The sequence below is a fragment of the Aeromonas sp. ASNIH4 genome (assembly GCF_002934425.1).
GTDB classification, from domain to species: domain Bacteria; phylum Pseudomonadota; class Gammaproteobacteria; order Enterobacterales; family Aeromonadaceae; genus Aeromonas; species Aeromonas hydrophila.
This window is the reverse complement of sequence record NZ_CP026217.1, coordinates 3,258,360-3,270,528: the sequence shown is the minus strand read 5'-3', so window position 1 is coordinate 3,270,528 and position 12,169 is coordinate 3,258,360. Positions and strand designations below refer to the sequence as shown.

Genomic DNA, 12,169 nt, shown 5'->3' with positions numbered 1-12,169 from the left:
TTTTCCTCGGCAGGCTCAGCATGAAGACCCATTCCGACCGCAAACCCGGATTGCATCCACGCAATCGCCATCAGGCTCCCTATGATTTCGATGCGCTCTGCCAGCGTACCCCCGAGCTGCAACCCTTCGTGTTCGTCAACGAGCACGGCACCCAGACCCTGGACTTTGCCGATCCGGCCGCCGTCAAGGCGCTGAACAAGGCGTTGCTGGCGCTGCACTATGGCATTGCGCATTGGGATCTGCCGGCCGACTATCTCTGCCCACCCATTCCGGGACGGGTGGACTATCTGCATCGGGTGGCCGATCTGCTGGCCGAGAGTGCCGGCAAGGTGCCGACCGGCAAGAGCGTGCGGGTGCTGGATATCGGGGTCGGTGCGAACTGCATCTATCCGCTGCTGGGGGCCCGCGAATATGGCTGGCGCTTCGTCGGCTCCGACATCGATCCGGTGTCGATCAAGGCCGCTACCCTGCTGGCCAAGAGCAACGGGCTGGGCAGCCAGATCGAATGCCGTCTGCAGGGCAAGGCTGGCGACATCTTTCAGGGGATTGTGGCGCCGCGCGAGCGTTTTGCGCTAACCCTCTGCAATCCTCCCTTTCATGCTTCACTGGCAGAGGCAAGCAAGGGAACGGAGCGCAAGCTACGCAACCTGGGCAAGGCGGCGACGGCCAAGCCGGTGCTCAATTTCGGCGGTCAGAAGGCCGAGCTCTGGTGCGAAGGGGGGGAGGCCGCCTTTCTGGCCAACATGATCACTCAGAGCAAAGCATTCGCCAGCCAGTGCCTCTGGTTCAGCTCGTTGGTCTCAAAAAAAGAGAACTTGCCGGCGGCGAAGCAGGGGCTGAGCCGGGTCGGGGCCCGTCAGGTGCGGGTGCTCGAAATGACCCAGGGCAACAAGATCAGCCGGGTCCTGGCCTGGTCTTTCCAAGACGATGCTGCCAGCAGGCAGTGGTGGTCGCCAATGGCGCACGATAACACCTGAGCCGGCTGAAGCGGGACAACGACAAGGGGCATGCCGATGGTATGCCCCTTGTTTTTTGGGGAGCGCCAGTGGCCAGTCTGGGTCGATACCCGGCACCCATGACAATCGTTTTTCCCCTTGTGGCATATGGGCTGGCGCCTGCATGTTAGTGATCACTTTCATCCTCGGTACAGTTGTACGCTGAGATTTTTTTGCACTTGCAGTTGAAACTTTCATAAAATAGGACTGGTTAGACCTCTTTACATGCTTTGAATCGAATAGGGATCGGTACATGAAAGTTGTCGATTTTCTGAAGCGCAAGCGCGAAATACTGGCGCAGCACCCCTTTGAGCTCAAGGATTGGCTCTCTCCGGCGATCCGCGACTACTGGCGTGAGTTTCAGCAAAAGGCACACCTCCACCCTCTGCTGGGCCGGGTGCTGGATTTGCAGAGCGATAGCCAGTCCACGCAGCAACAGCAGGGCGCGGCGCAAGCCGTCAACGGCCAGCCTATGCTGCTGGATACTCCTGCCGTCGAACTCAGCGGCGAGGCTGCAGCCTTGTTTGCCACCTTGCAGGAGCGCATCGGCGAAGAGACCCATGTCGGTGAGTGGCTGCTGGTCAACCAGCAGATGATCAACGAGTTTGCCGCCGTGACCGGTGACAACCAGTGGATCCACACCGATCCGGAGCGCGCAGCGGCCGAGTCACCGTTCAAGACCACCATTGCCCATGGCTTCCTGACCCTGGCGTTGTTGCCGCGGTTGACGGGTAGCATCAACGAGGCCGCCCCCGAGTTTCCGACCGCCCGCATGGTGGTGAACTTCGGCCTGGATCAGGTGCGTTTCCCGTATCCCATCAAGGTGGACAGCAACATCCGCGCCCGCACCAAGCTGGCTCGGGTTACCCCGATCAAGGGCGGGCTGGAGCTGCTCAAGGAGATCAAGGTCGAGATCGAAGGCATTCGTCGCCCAGGCTGCGTCATTGAATCGGTCACCCGTATCTACTTCTGACGGGGTGACGGTGTCACCCGCTGGCATGAACCGTATTGAAAAAAACAGGCTCACCTCGGTGAGCCTGTTTTGTTGATGGCGTTTGTTGCACTTGCCTATGTTGCCTCTATGTAGGCGCCACTCACGGATCCATGGCTTGCCCTGAGTGCTAGAAGCTGGCCCCCAGGCTTATCAGGTGGCGCCACTCTTTGTCTGATAAGGGTGTCTGCACACCTTGATAGTCCAATCTGGCATCTTCCCAGTCGAGTTCGCTCGTCCAGGAGAGGCGCAGGTGGTCATTGAAGTAGTAGCGCATCCCCAGGCTGCCTTTTACGGCCTGCGCCCGGGTGATGTAGGGGGATGGCTGGTCCAGATAGCGCTTGTAGGTGCCCTTGCTGAACAGCTCCAGTTGCTCCGACCAGAGCTCGATGGGTTGGCGGTAGTCCCAGCCAAGGCCCATCAAGGGATAGCTGATGATCCTGTCGTTGAAAATATCGGGGATGATGAAGTCGTCCCAATAACCCGGCCTGACGTAGGAACGCTCCAGTCCGGCCTGGCTGATCAGCTCCAGCCGTCGCCGCTTGTCGTTCCAGAACCGGTAACCGGGTCCTGCCACATAACCCACATCCATGTATTCGGGGCTCAGCATCTGGTATTCAAAGTCGACGGCGGAGCGTAGAAACCAGCGCTGATCGAAGAAGAAGTCCAGCATGGGCTTGAGTCGGTACTCATGGCTGTTGGTGACGTTGTTGGCGGTCTCGTAGATGTACTCCCCATCCAGCGTATAGCGCCAGTCGAGGTTGGCCACCTCGGTGGAGGCTTTCAGGTTGACGTTGTTGGTCTGCTTGTCGCTGTGTTTGAGCTTGACGTTCAGATCGCTGCTGCCGCTCCACAACCAGGCTTTCTGGTCATCCGGCGTCAGGGCCAGCAGGGTAATGCCAGTCTTGACGGTCGGTTTGGGTTTGTCTTGCTTCTCGATGCGCCAGCGCTTGACCGCCTCGCGCTTGACGGTGACGGGGGCGCTGTAAGGGAGTGCGATGCGCACCTGCTGGTCACCTATCTCCTCTATGGTGCCGGTCAGCCGGTCCCCGTTGTCCATCCAGAGGATGTCGGCCGATACCGCCGGGCTCAGCAGCAGGGCCAGCAGACAAAAAATGCGGTAGCTCATGAAGATCCTCGTGAACATGGTTGGCCATCAGCCGCTGACGGGACGGGGGATACCGTTCTTGCTGTTTAGCACGCTGGCGGCTTTGTCACCATCGACTTCCGGTTTGGCGATGAAGGCTTCCACCTCAGGGGAGAGGATCAGCGGGGCGCCCTGCTCCAGCTCCAGTTCGGTGCGAGATAGCGGTGAGTGCACCTCCAGCCAGTGGCGGCCATCAGGCTCGATGGCGGTTTTGACCGGCTGGTTGATGACCCGCACCTGAGTGCCGATGGGGACAATCTTGAACAGGGCCTCGATGTCGTCGGGGCGCAGCCGAATGCAGCCGGCGCTGACCCGCAGACCGACGCCAAAGTCCTTGTTGGTGCCGTGGATGAGGTAGTCCTGCTTGCCATACCCGAGGCGCATGGCGAACTTGCCGAGGGGATTGTCGGGACCGGGCGGCACCACCGCCGGCAGGGTGATCCCCTTTTGCTCGAGCCAGGACTTGCGCACCATGGGGCCGGGCACCCAGGTCGGATTGGGATTCTTGGCGATCACCGTGGTGGTCATCTCCGGCGTCTCTCGCCCTATGTCACCGATCCCGATGGGCAGCACCATCACCTCGTTTTTGCCTTTCGGGAAGTAGTAGAGGCGCAGTTCCGGCAGATTGATGACGATGCCCTCGCGAGGCACGTCCGGCAGCAGCATCTGGGTCGGCAGGGTCAGCCGGGTGCCCGGCTTGGGCAAATAGGGATCGACCCCTGGATTGGCTTCGAGCAGCGCCAGAAAACCAATCTGGGTGTGCTTGCCGATGAGCTCAAGATGTTCATCTGGCTGGACTATGTAGTCCTCCAGCTCGCCGATCAGGCGGCTGCCTGCCGGAGGCAGCGGATAGGTGGTGGCGAGGACCGGAGCCGTCAGCAGGCTGGCGGCCAGCGCCAGCAATGAGAGGGTTCGTGCTATTAACATGTACTTCCTGTCTGATTGAGATGAGGGGGCCGCGAGGCGACCGCCCTGGGTAAAAGGGGGAAATTGTCAGTCAAACGGGTGACGATTGCCAGCTTGGTCAGCCAGGGTTACAGCCGGGTCCCGACATGGCAATCCATCATTTTGACCGTTTCTTGCCCGTTTTTAATGCAAGGCAGCATAACCTGCAATGAACAGCATGCCTGGCGGGTGGTGGGAGAGGGGATGAGTGGTGAGTAGCGCCGGCGGCACCCATGCAGGGGCGTGTCTCGGCGTCGGTAGTGTATCGACAGCAGGCACGATAGCAGAGAACATCTCGCCACCGGGCGCGCTCATCTGCTGGTTTTATGTGCAGTCGTTTGATCTTTAAAGAGATTCAAGTTGATTTCCAGAGGCGGCTCCGGTAACAATGATGCCCCGTGGAGAGATGCCGGAGTGGCCGAACGGGATTGACTCGAAATCAATTGTGGCAGCAATGCCACCCAGGGTTCGAATCCCTGTCTCTCCGCCATCTTCAAGGCCAAAGCTGCCAGCCAGCTTGGGCCTCTTGCATTATAGGGATACCTAGCGCAGCTTGCTCCTCATCTCCTCAACACGGTCAGCATCCTAACTTTGGATTGGATTTGTGTGAGCCGTTTTAAATAGACAATGGTGGATAAATCCCAGCGGCATTTGCGTTCGCCAGTGCTCAGCCCCATGTACTGATTTGCTCACTTTCCCTCACCAGCTCGAGGAAGGCGCGCATGACGGGGGTGACGCTGTGCTGGCGGGTGATGAAGGCGGTATGGCCGATGTCGCGTTGCGGCGCCAGCGGCAGGCAGACCAGATCCGAGAGCTTGCTGGCGGAGCGGGCGAGGCCGGCACTGACGATGGCCCAGCCCAGCCGGTGGCGCACGGCGCTCACCAGGTGAAACAGGGAGTCGGTTTCCAGCACCACGTCAAGCCGGATGCCGGCCCGCTCGGCGGCGCGGTCCAGGTACTTGCGAAACTGCATGGTGCGGCTGGGCAGTACCAGCGGCCGCTGCTGCAGTGCCGTCAGGGTCAGCTCGTCGCCGGAGAGGAGCTGATCCGCCTCGTCGCGGTTCATCAGCACCGCCATCTGGTTGTGCCCCTGGGGATAGAGGTGGAAGGTCTGTCTGGCGGCGCCGGTGAGCGGCTCGTCAAACCCCAGCCCGATATCGCACTGGTGCAGCTCCAGCTGTGACAGCAGGGCTTCGTTGCTGAGCACCGAGAGACGGATGACGATGTCGGGGTAGCGCTGCTTGCAGCGGGCGATGAGCGGCATGATGTCGACATTGGACTGGGGCACGATGCCGATGCGCAGGGTGCCGGAGAGCTCGCCATGAAACAGCGCCAGCTCCTGCTTGAGTGCCTCCTGCTCCAGCAGCATCCGCTCGGCATACTGGCGCACCAGCTCGCCCGCTTCGGTGAGGGCGACGAACTGGCTGGTACGCACCACCAGATCGGTGCCGAGGTTCTTCTCCAGTGCCGTGATGCTGGCCGAGAGGGTCGGCTGGGTGATGTGACAGGCCTTGGCCGCCCTGGCAAAATGCTGGTGTTTGGCCAGTTCGTGGAAATAGTGCAGCTGCTTGATGTTCATGATCATTCGGGAGGCGAGGATGAACCTAAAAATTAATCAATTGAAAAAACGCCGTCAATAGAACAACTCTATTGCCATATAGATTTATTTCATTGGTTTTGCGTCTGCCGCCTCTCTAAACTTGAATGCAGTTTGCATTTTTAGGCCAACCTGCATGCCTGCCTACACGCCCGTCGACATCCCCGTCAATTTGCCTGCCTCGCCCGCACTGGATCATCTGGTGGAGGAGGTAGCCGTCGCCATCAACATCAATGGCATCAACCATGCGGTGATGATGGCGACCCCGGACGATCTCGACGACTTTGCCGTCGGCTTTCTGTTTGGCGAGGGGATCATCCGGCACAACCACGAGGTCCACGACATCCAGATTGCGCCGGCCGAGCAGGGGATGGTGCTGGACATCACCATCGCCAACCGTTCCCTGGCTGCTCTGGCCCAGCTCAAACGCCGGCTGACCGGGGCGACCGGTTGCGGCATCTGCGGCGTGGCGGCGGTGGAGCAGGCGCTGCCCGCACTGCCGGTGTTGCCACTGACGCCGCCGCTGGATGGGGCCTTGCTGGCGGGGCTGCGTGCGCAGATTGCCCAGTGGCAGCTCAAGGGGCAGCAGCATGGCGCCCTGCATGCGGCGCTGGCGCTGGATGCCGAGGGCCGGATCCTGCACTGCCGGGAAGATATCGGGCGCCACAATGCCCTCGACAAGCTGATTGGCCTGCTGCTGCGCCGGCACAGTGCGTGTGACACCCTGGTGGTGACCAGCCGCTGCGGCAGCGAGCTGGTGCAAAAAGCCGCCCGTTTCGGTGCCCGTCACCTCATCTGTCTGGCATCGCCCAGTCAGCTGGCGGTCAGGTTGGCCCTCAAATACAACCTCAACGTCGTTCATATTCCCAAGTTTGATGCCCCGGTCAGCTATTCGAGCTATCGCCCGGCGGATCCCATCGGAGAGTGCCATGAGTCATATTGAAAAGCCCGCCAAAGCCGGCGGTTTTTCGTCCCTGCAATCCACCATGAAACAGGTGCTGCGCAGCCAGAAGACCCGTCAGAACATCAAGAACCTGCTGCGGGTCAACCAGACCGACGGCTTCGACTGCCCGGGCTGTGCCTGGGGTGACAACGACCACGGCACCTTCCAGTTCTGTGAGAACGGCGCCAAGGCGGTGGCCTGGGAATCCACCGGCAAGACGGTGGGGGCCGAGTTCTTCGCCGCCCACTCGGTGCGCCAGCTGGCCACCCAGAGTGACTACTGGCTCGAGTATCAGGGGCGGCTGACCGAGCCGATGCGCTACAACCCGGCGACCGATCACTATGAGCCGATAAGCTGGGACGACGCCTTCGCCCTGATTGCCGACACCCTCAAGGGGCTGAATAGCCCGGACGAGGTGGAGTTCTACACCTCGGGGCGTGCCAGCAACGAAGCGTCTTACCTTTATCAGCTGTTTGGCCGCCTGTTTGGCACCAACAACTTCCCCGACTGCTCCAACATGTGCCATGAGGCGAGCGGGGTAGCGCTGATCCAGTCGGTCGGCATCGGCAAGGGGACTGTGGTGCTGGATGACTTCGACCAGGCCGATGCGGTGTTTGTCTATGGCCAGAATCCGGGCACCAACCACCCACGCATGATGAATGCCCTGCGCCAGGCGGCGCGCGGCGGCTGCAAGATCGTCAGCTTCAACAACTTGAAAGAGGTGGCGCTGGAGCGTTTTGCCAGCCCGCAGAGCCCGCTGGAGCTGCTGACCCCGGCGGCCACCACCATCAGCCACCAGTACCTGACGCCGAAACTGGGTGGCGACATGGCCGCCATGCGTGGCATGGCCAAGTACATTTTGGAAGAGGCGCCAGAGGCGGTGGATCGCGACTTCATCGCCCGCCACACCCGCCACTTTGCCGAGTACGAGGTGCAGGTGCATGCCACCGACTGGGCGGCGATCGAGCAGCAATCCGGCCTGACCCGCGCCGACATCGTGCAGGCTGCCCGGGTGTTTACCGCAAGCCAGCGCATCATCAGCTGCTGGGCCATGGGGGTGACCCAGCATCTGCACTCGGTCGATACCATTCGCGAAATCGTCAACCTGCACCTGATGCGCGGCCAGATTGGCAAGCCGGGGGCGGGGCTTTGCCCGGTGCGGGGCCACAGCAACGTGCAGGGCAACCGCACCATGGGGATCAACGAAAAGCCGACCGCCGCCTTTATCGAGCGGTTTGAGCGTCACCTGCAGGTGAGCCTGCCACGGGCCCGTGGTCACAATGTTTACGAAGCGCTCAAGGCGCTGGACGAGGGCAAGAGCAAGGTGCTCATCTGCCTGGGTGGCAACCTGGCGGCAGCGGCACCCGATACCGACTTCACCTACGGGGCGATGAAAAAAGCCGAGCTCAACGTGCAGATCAGCACCAAGCTCAACCGCAGCCATCTGCAGGTGGGCAAGGCGGCGCTGATCCTGCCCTGTCTCGGCCGCACCGAGCTCGATATCCAGCGCAGCGGCAACCAGAAGATCACGGTGGAGGACACCTTCAGCATGGTGCACGCCTCGACCGGTGCGGCCGAGCCGGTATCGCCCCTCTGCCTCTCCGAGACCGACATAGTTGCGCGGATGGCTCATGCCACCGTGGGCAGCGAGCGGGTCGATTGGCTGGCCCTGCGCGATGACTATGGCCGCATCCGCGATCTCATCGAACAGACCATTGCCGGCTTTGCCGATTTCAATGCCCGCATCCAACAGCCGTGCGGCTTTCATCTCGATAACTCCGCGGCGCTGCTGACCTGGAATACCGCCAGCGGCCAGGCCGAGTTTCGTGCCAGCACCCTGCCGCAATCAGTGTTGCCGGAGTGTACCCGCCATGCCGAGCAGATGAGCGATCAGCCGGTGTTGTTGCTGCAGAGCCTGCGCTCTCACGATCAGTACAACACCACCATCTACGGCATGGATGACCGCTATCGCGGCATCAAGGGCCAGCGCAACGTGGTGTTCATGAACGAGGCGGATGCCCGCCAGCTTGGCTTTGCCGAAGGGGATCGGGTCGACATGGCGGCCATCTGCAACGATGGGCGCGAGCGTAGCGTGACCGGTTTTGTGGTGGTGATCTACGAGATCCCGCGTGGCAACATCGCGGCCTACTATCCGGAAACCAACCCGCTGGTGCCCATCGACAGCATAGGGGCAGGCTCGTTCACCCCCACCTCCAAGTCCATCCCGGTGCTGGTGACCGCCTCCCGTCAACAGGAGAATCTGTTGCTGCTATGAACCGAGAGGTTGGCAGGCTTGAGCCGGTTCAAGCCTGCCAGCCCAATGCAGCAGAGCCCGGAGATCCTATAAACAACAACGCTGCATAAGACATGCGGCGTTGTTGTTTATAGGATTGGTGTGTAATGCTCAACTAAATCCGGACACTTGGTTAGGCCGATCCTCGGCTTTTGCTGGCGGTATCCCGTCATTGTGTTGATGCGGACGCCGCCAGTTGTAGTAATTCATCAGGTAGTAGCTGATATCCCGCTTCGCTTCTCGAAGGCTCATGTAACCCGTTGCCGGAAGCCACTCCGTCTTCAAGCTCCTGAACAACCGCTCCATCGGCGCGTTATCCCAGCAGTTGCCACGCCGGCTCATGCTCTGGGTCATACAATAGCACCACAGCAGCTGCCGAAATACCCGACTTATTGGCTGCCCTGGTCGGAGTGAAACAGTCCGGGATAACTAGACCACTACAAATTGTAACCCACCATTATAATGCAGAGGCGTTCATTCATACGGTGTAACACAGTTTACTTCACTAACAAGCTTGGTCCTATCCATCTAGGAATTTGATCATACTCAAGTTTTTCGTTTGTCAAAGCTGAATTGAGGTGTGTTGGAAAGTGTGCAGCTGTAGTAGTATTGAGCTCCTATAGAATCTGGTGCCAAACGGAGTTAGTACTGGGTTTCAGAAGCGTAGATTCATTTTTTTGTACAACTTTTCGGGGTTCTGAAGATGATAATCACTGCTAGACGCACTGCTATTTGTTTAATGGTTTCCATCAGTTTTACTCTCTCTGGTTGTGCTAGTACTGGGAGCTCGGCGATAGGGAATCAACCGGTAACAGATTCAAGGCTCACTAATGGCCAAGAGGCTGAATTTTTTAGTGCGTCTGGATTTCAGGCATGTGCTGTTGCGGCAGGTATGGGGGTTGCGGCTTGCATGCTTTTGAAGTCAGAAGAAAAAACTCAGTGTGCGATTAAAGCGGGCATAGCTGCATGTGGTGTGGCGATGGGGGCTAACTACTATCTTGATACTCGTCGTGCCGAATATGCGAATACCACAGAACGCTTGCAAGCGATGAATAATGACATTCAAAAAGACACCGAGGTTGTGGTCGCTCGCACGAATACTGCCAAGCAGGTCATTGCTGATAATAGTAAAACGTTGACCAAAATTGCTCAGGATAAAGACAAAGCGGGCTTTGACAAGGCGGTAGCACAGCGCCAGCTTGGCAAAGTCGATGCTGATCTGGCTCAACTCAACAAAGAGTTGACAAATATGCGTAAGAAGGCGACTGAGTATCAGCAAGTGGCCAAAAGCGAGCAGAGTGAGGCAACCGAGACTGAGTTGGCAATGGTCAATACTAAAGTGCTTGAGCTGAACAAGCAGATTGCCGTATTAGAGAAAGAGGTTAATGGCCTTTATGACCAGCGCAGCGCCATCACAGTTGGTTAAGTATCAATCATTACATCATTGTCGTTAAGGGAATCGTCAATATCTCGGGTCTATCTGGATGTTGATAGGAAAATATTATGAAATTTAGAGCCGTCTATCTGAGTAGCTTGCTGGTATTAACTGGTTGTGCCACAACTCCCGCGGATTGTGATCCTTCCAACCGTAGCGCTAGCATCTTCACAAAAATGAGTTGTGATTCCTCTGGAGGATACCGCCAAAAGGTCAACGACCAAGAGCAACAGCTGCAACGAAACCAGGAACTCAATGCACTATCGCATCAAGTTTTGACCGACATGGAAAGCCGTAAGCTGCGTTCAAACACAACATTGGCACAAGAGCAGGCTGATCAGCAGGCATTGAAAGCCTCATTGAGTCAACTGGTTGCCCAACTAAAAGTTAAAGGTGGTAACCAAGTCGGGCTGCAGCAGCAAATCAGTGCTCTGACCCAGGCCGAACAGCAGTTCACTCCTTCCTCAAATGATAATGCAGCTCAAGTTGCAGCAAGACGGGAAGAGGCTGCGCTCCTTGAAGCCAAGGTTAAAGAGCTGAATCAAAGTCTGGGTTATTAGAGCTGATTTTTTCGACCTAGCTTAAGGCCATCTTGGTAGCAGAGTGTTTGTTAGCAAGCACTCTTTAGCGCGCTTTTGGATATGAAGTCTCTTTATGCAGCGAATAATATCGGATTTTCCGATTGACGAAAAAGCACTCGAAAATTATGAGCAGAGCCTTGCAGTACTCTGTCGTTATTTTCCTCCCCTTATTACCAGCCTGTTTGCGACGGCGCGTCGTAGCCGCGATGGTAATCTGGAGTGGTGGAGCGAGCGTGAAGGGCAACCCGTACTGCTGAATGCGCTCCCTGCTACAGAACAAGCCATGCTGCAGGAGAAATGTCTGCTTCGCCAAGAGGCGATCCGTCAACTGGCAGAAGAGCTTGTTCGCCGTGGTGAGCCAGTTCCTGCCGAGCGACTGCATAACTTGCTCAAGCAGACACCACAACTCGCGTGCTACGGCATCAATGGTGAGCCGGTGTTGGTTCACTGGGGGATCCCGCAACAGCCTGCAGACCCAATTCTGCCAGAAGAACCCACCCCGAGGCTTCACAAGGGGCACCGGATTACCGCCAGGCATTATGGCTGTCTGGCTGCGATATTATTGGCGCTGCTACTAGGGAGCCTGCTGCTGAGTTGCTGGCCTGCGTTATTCCCCGTTGATCTCCCCTCTGGCGGCAAGCCGCTAACCGAGTTGACCAAAGAACAGCCCAACGTCAGCCTAGTCAAGCAACACGATTATGGCCGTATTCGGGTCAATCTCAATTGGACTAACCCTAACCCAGACAATGCGATCGATCTGGATGTCGCTGCGTTTGTTCGGCTGAAAAATCAGAAAAAAACCGGGGTTGAAGCGCTCAGTCGTCTGTTTGGTGATTATGACAACGTGCCTTATGTGGCGTTGGAGGGAGATGATCGTAGTGGGGACAACAGTCATGGGGAGTGGTTGCTAATTAACGGCTCTCATTGGCAGCAGATCGATGAGGTGCTGATTTATGCCTTCATTTATAGCGGTGCCTCCAATTGGCAAAATACTCAGGCCACCATCACCATACATATTCCCGGTCAGTCACCCATTACGACGCACTTGACCGAAGGGGATGAAGACATGCCTGTGAGTGTCATCGCTCGGTTAATTAATGTTGATGGCGCCATCAAAGTTGAACGGATAAACCAGTATTTTGACGATCGAAAGAACATCGATAAGGCGTTTGGATGGGGGTTGGAGTGGCATTCAACCAAGGGTAAAGGTTAAGCCGTCCTGCTGTCACAAGGGCTGAGTCT

At 57.9% G+C, this 12,169-nt stretch carries 10 protein-coding genes, 1 tRNA gene and 1 pseudogene; 8 read left to right on the top strand and 4 right to left on the bottom strand.

Going from position 1 to position 12,169, the window contains the following annotated elements; all coding sequences use genetic code 11:
* Positions 1-20 precede the first annotated feature (20 nt).
* Together rlmF and C2U40_RS15000 are read left to right on the top strand one after the other, a co-directional pair.
* The gene (rlmF, locus tag C2U40_RS15005; protein ID WP_103828687.1) at positions 21-977 is read left to right on the top strand and encodes a 23S rRNA (adenine(1618)-N(6))-methyltransferase RlmF; all 957 of its coding nucleotides are present in this window, start codon (positions 21-23) and stop codon (positions 975-977) included.
* A 271-nt stretch (positions 978-1,248) separates the two neighbouring features.
* Positions 1,249-1,968, top strand: coding sequence for a MaoC family dehydratase (locus tag C2U40_RS15000; protein ID WP_103828686.1), 720 nt, complete (start codon positions 1,249-1,251; stop codon positions 1,966-1,968).
* Between the two features lie 148 nt (positions 1,969-2,116).
* Here the strand turns inward: C2U40_RS15000 and C2U40_RS14995 are convergent, their stop codons facing one another.
* On the bottom strand, positions 2,117-3,115 hold the full coding sequence (locus C2U40_RS14995; protein ID WP_103828685.1) for a DUF481 domain-containing protein: 999 nt from the start codon (positions 3,113-3,115) through the stop codon (positions 2,117-2,119).
* 27 nt (positions 3,116-3,142) lie between these two features.
* Positions 3,143-4,060, bottom strand: a complete 918-nt coding sequence (locus tag C2U40_RS14990; protein ID WP_103828684.1) for a L,D-transpeptidase family protein — start codon at positions 4,058-4,060, stop codon at positions 3,143-3,145.
* Positions 4,061-4,478: 418 nt separating this feature from the next.
* Here C2U40_RS14990 and C2U40_RS14985 point away from each other — a divergent pair.
* Positions 4,479-4,568: transfer RNA gene (locus C2U40_RS14985), tRNA-Ser, on the top strand.
* A gap of 177 nt (positions 4,569-4,745) precedes the next feature.
* Here the strand turns inward: C2U40_RS14985 and C2U40_RS14980 are convergent.
* Positions 4,746-5,663: a LysR family transcriptional regulator gene (locus C2U40_RS14980; RefSeq protein ID WP_103828683.1), complete on the bottom strand. Its 918-nt coding sequence runs from the start codon at positions 5,661-5,663 to the stop codon at positions 4,746-4,748.
* 148 nt (positions 5,664-5,811) lie between these two features.
* Here C2U40_RS14980 and fdhD point away from each other — a divergent pair, with 148 nt between their 5' ends.
* Positions 5,812-6,618, top strand: a complete 807-nt coding sequence (fdhD, locus tag C2U40_RS14975; RefSeq protein ID WP_181014914.1) for a formate dehydrogenase accessory sulfurtransferase FdhD — start codon at positions 5,812-5,814, stop codon at positions 6,616-6,618.
* Entirely contained in the window at positions 6,605-8,893 is a 2,289-nt protein-coding gene (locus C2U40_RS14970) for an FdhF/YdeP family oxidoreductase (protein ID WP_103828681.1), read from the top strand. Before fdhD ends, C2U40_RS14970 begins: the two co-directional genes overlap by 14 nt.
* A gap of 129 nt (positions 8,894-9,022) precedes the next feature.
* On the opposite strand, the pseudogene C2U40_RS14965 reads toward C2U40_RS14970, so the two are convergent.
* A pseudogene (locus C2U40_RS14965) lies at positions 9,023-9,330 on the bottom strand (integrase core domain-containing protein); the annotation flags it as partial.
* 284 nt (positions 9,331-9,614) lie between these two features.
* On the opposite strand from C2U40_RS14965, the gene C2U40_RS14960 reads away from it, so the two are divergent.
* The 3 genes from C2U40_RS14960 (at position 9,615) to C2U40_RS26135 (ending at position 12,140) form a co-directional block, all read left to right on the top strand.
* The gene (locus C2U40_RS14960) at positions 9,615-10,337 is read left to right on the top strand and encodes a hypothetical protein (protein ID WP_103828680.1); all 723 of its coding nucleotides are present in this window, start codon (positions 9,615-9,617) and stop codon (positions 10,335-10,337) included.
* Between the two features lie 77 nt (positions 10,338-10,414).
* Positions 10,415-10,906, top strand: a complete 492-nt coding sequence (locus C2U40_RS26140) for a hypothetical protein (RefSeq protein ID WP_146054384.1) — start codon at positions 10,415-10,417, stop codon at positions 10,904-10,906.
* Positions 10,907-11,000: 94 nt separating this feature from the next.
* Entirely contained in the window at positions 11,001-12,140 is a 1,140-nt protein-coding gene (locus tag C2U40_RS26135) for a tellurite resistance domain protein (RefSeq protein ID WP_146054383.1), read from the top strand.
* The last annotated feature ends 29 nt before the right edge of the window (positions 12,141-12,169 follow it).

What these genes read in the sequence shown, in the direction of transcription:
- rlmF (WP_103828687.1), top strand. Translation starts at nt 21, where the DNA reads ATGAAGACCCATTCCGACCGCAAACCCGGATTGCATCCACGCAATCGC.
- C2U40_RS15000 (WP_103828686.1), top strand. Translation starts at nt 1,249, where the DNA reads ATGAAAGTTGTCGATTTTCTGAAGCGCAAGCGCGAAATACTGGCGCAG.
- C2U40_RS14995 (WP_103828685.1), bottom strand. Translation starts at nt 3,115, where the DNA reads ATGAGCTACCGCATTTTTTGTCTGCTGGCCCTGCTGCTGAGCCCGGCG.
- C2U40_RS14990 (WP_103828684.1), bottom strand. Translation starts at nt 4,060, where the DNA reads ATGTTAATAGCACGAACCCTCTCATTGCTGGCGCTGGCCGCCAGCCTG.
- C2U40_RS14980 (WP_103828683.1), bottom strand. Translation starts at nt 5,663, where the DNA reads ATGATCATGAACATCAAGCAGCTGCACTATTTCCACGAACTGGCCAAA.
- fdhD (WP_181014914.1), top strand. Translation starts at nt 5,812, where the DNA reads ATGCCTGCCTACACGCCCGTCGACATCCCCGTCAATTTGCCTGCCTCG.
- C2U40_RS14970 (WP_103828681.1), top strand. Translation starts at nt 6,605, where the DNA reads ATGAGTCATATTGAAAAGCCCGCCAAAGCCGGCGGTTTTTCGTCCCTG.
- C2U40_RS14960 (WP_103828680.1), top strand. Translation starts at nt 9,615, where the DNA reads ATGATAATCACTGCTAGACGCACTGCTATTTGTTTAATGGTTTCCATC.
- C2U40_RS26140 (WP_146054384.1), top strand. Translation starts at nt 10,415, where the DNA reads ATGAAATTTAGAGCCGTCTATCTGAGTAGCTTGCTGGTATTAACTGGT.
- C2U40_RS26135 (WP_146054383.1), top strand. Translation starts at nt 11,001, where the DNA reads ATGCAGCGAATAATATCGGATTTTCCGATTGACGAAAAAGCACTCGAA.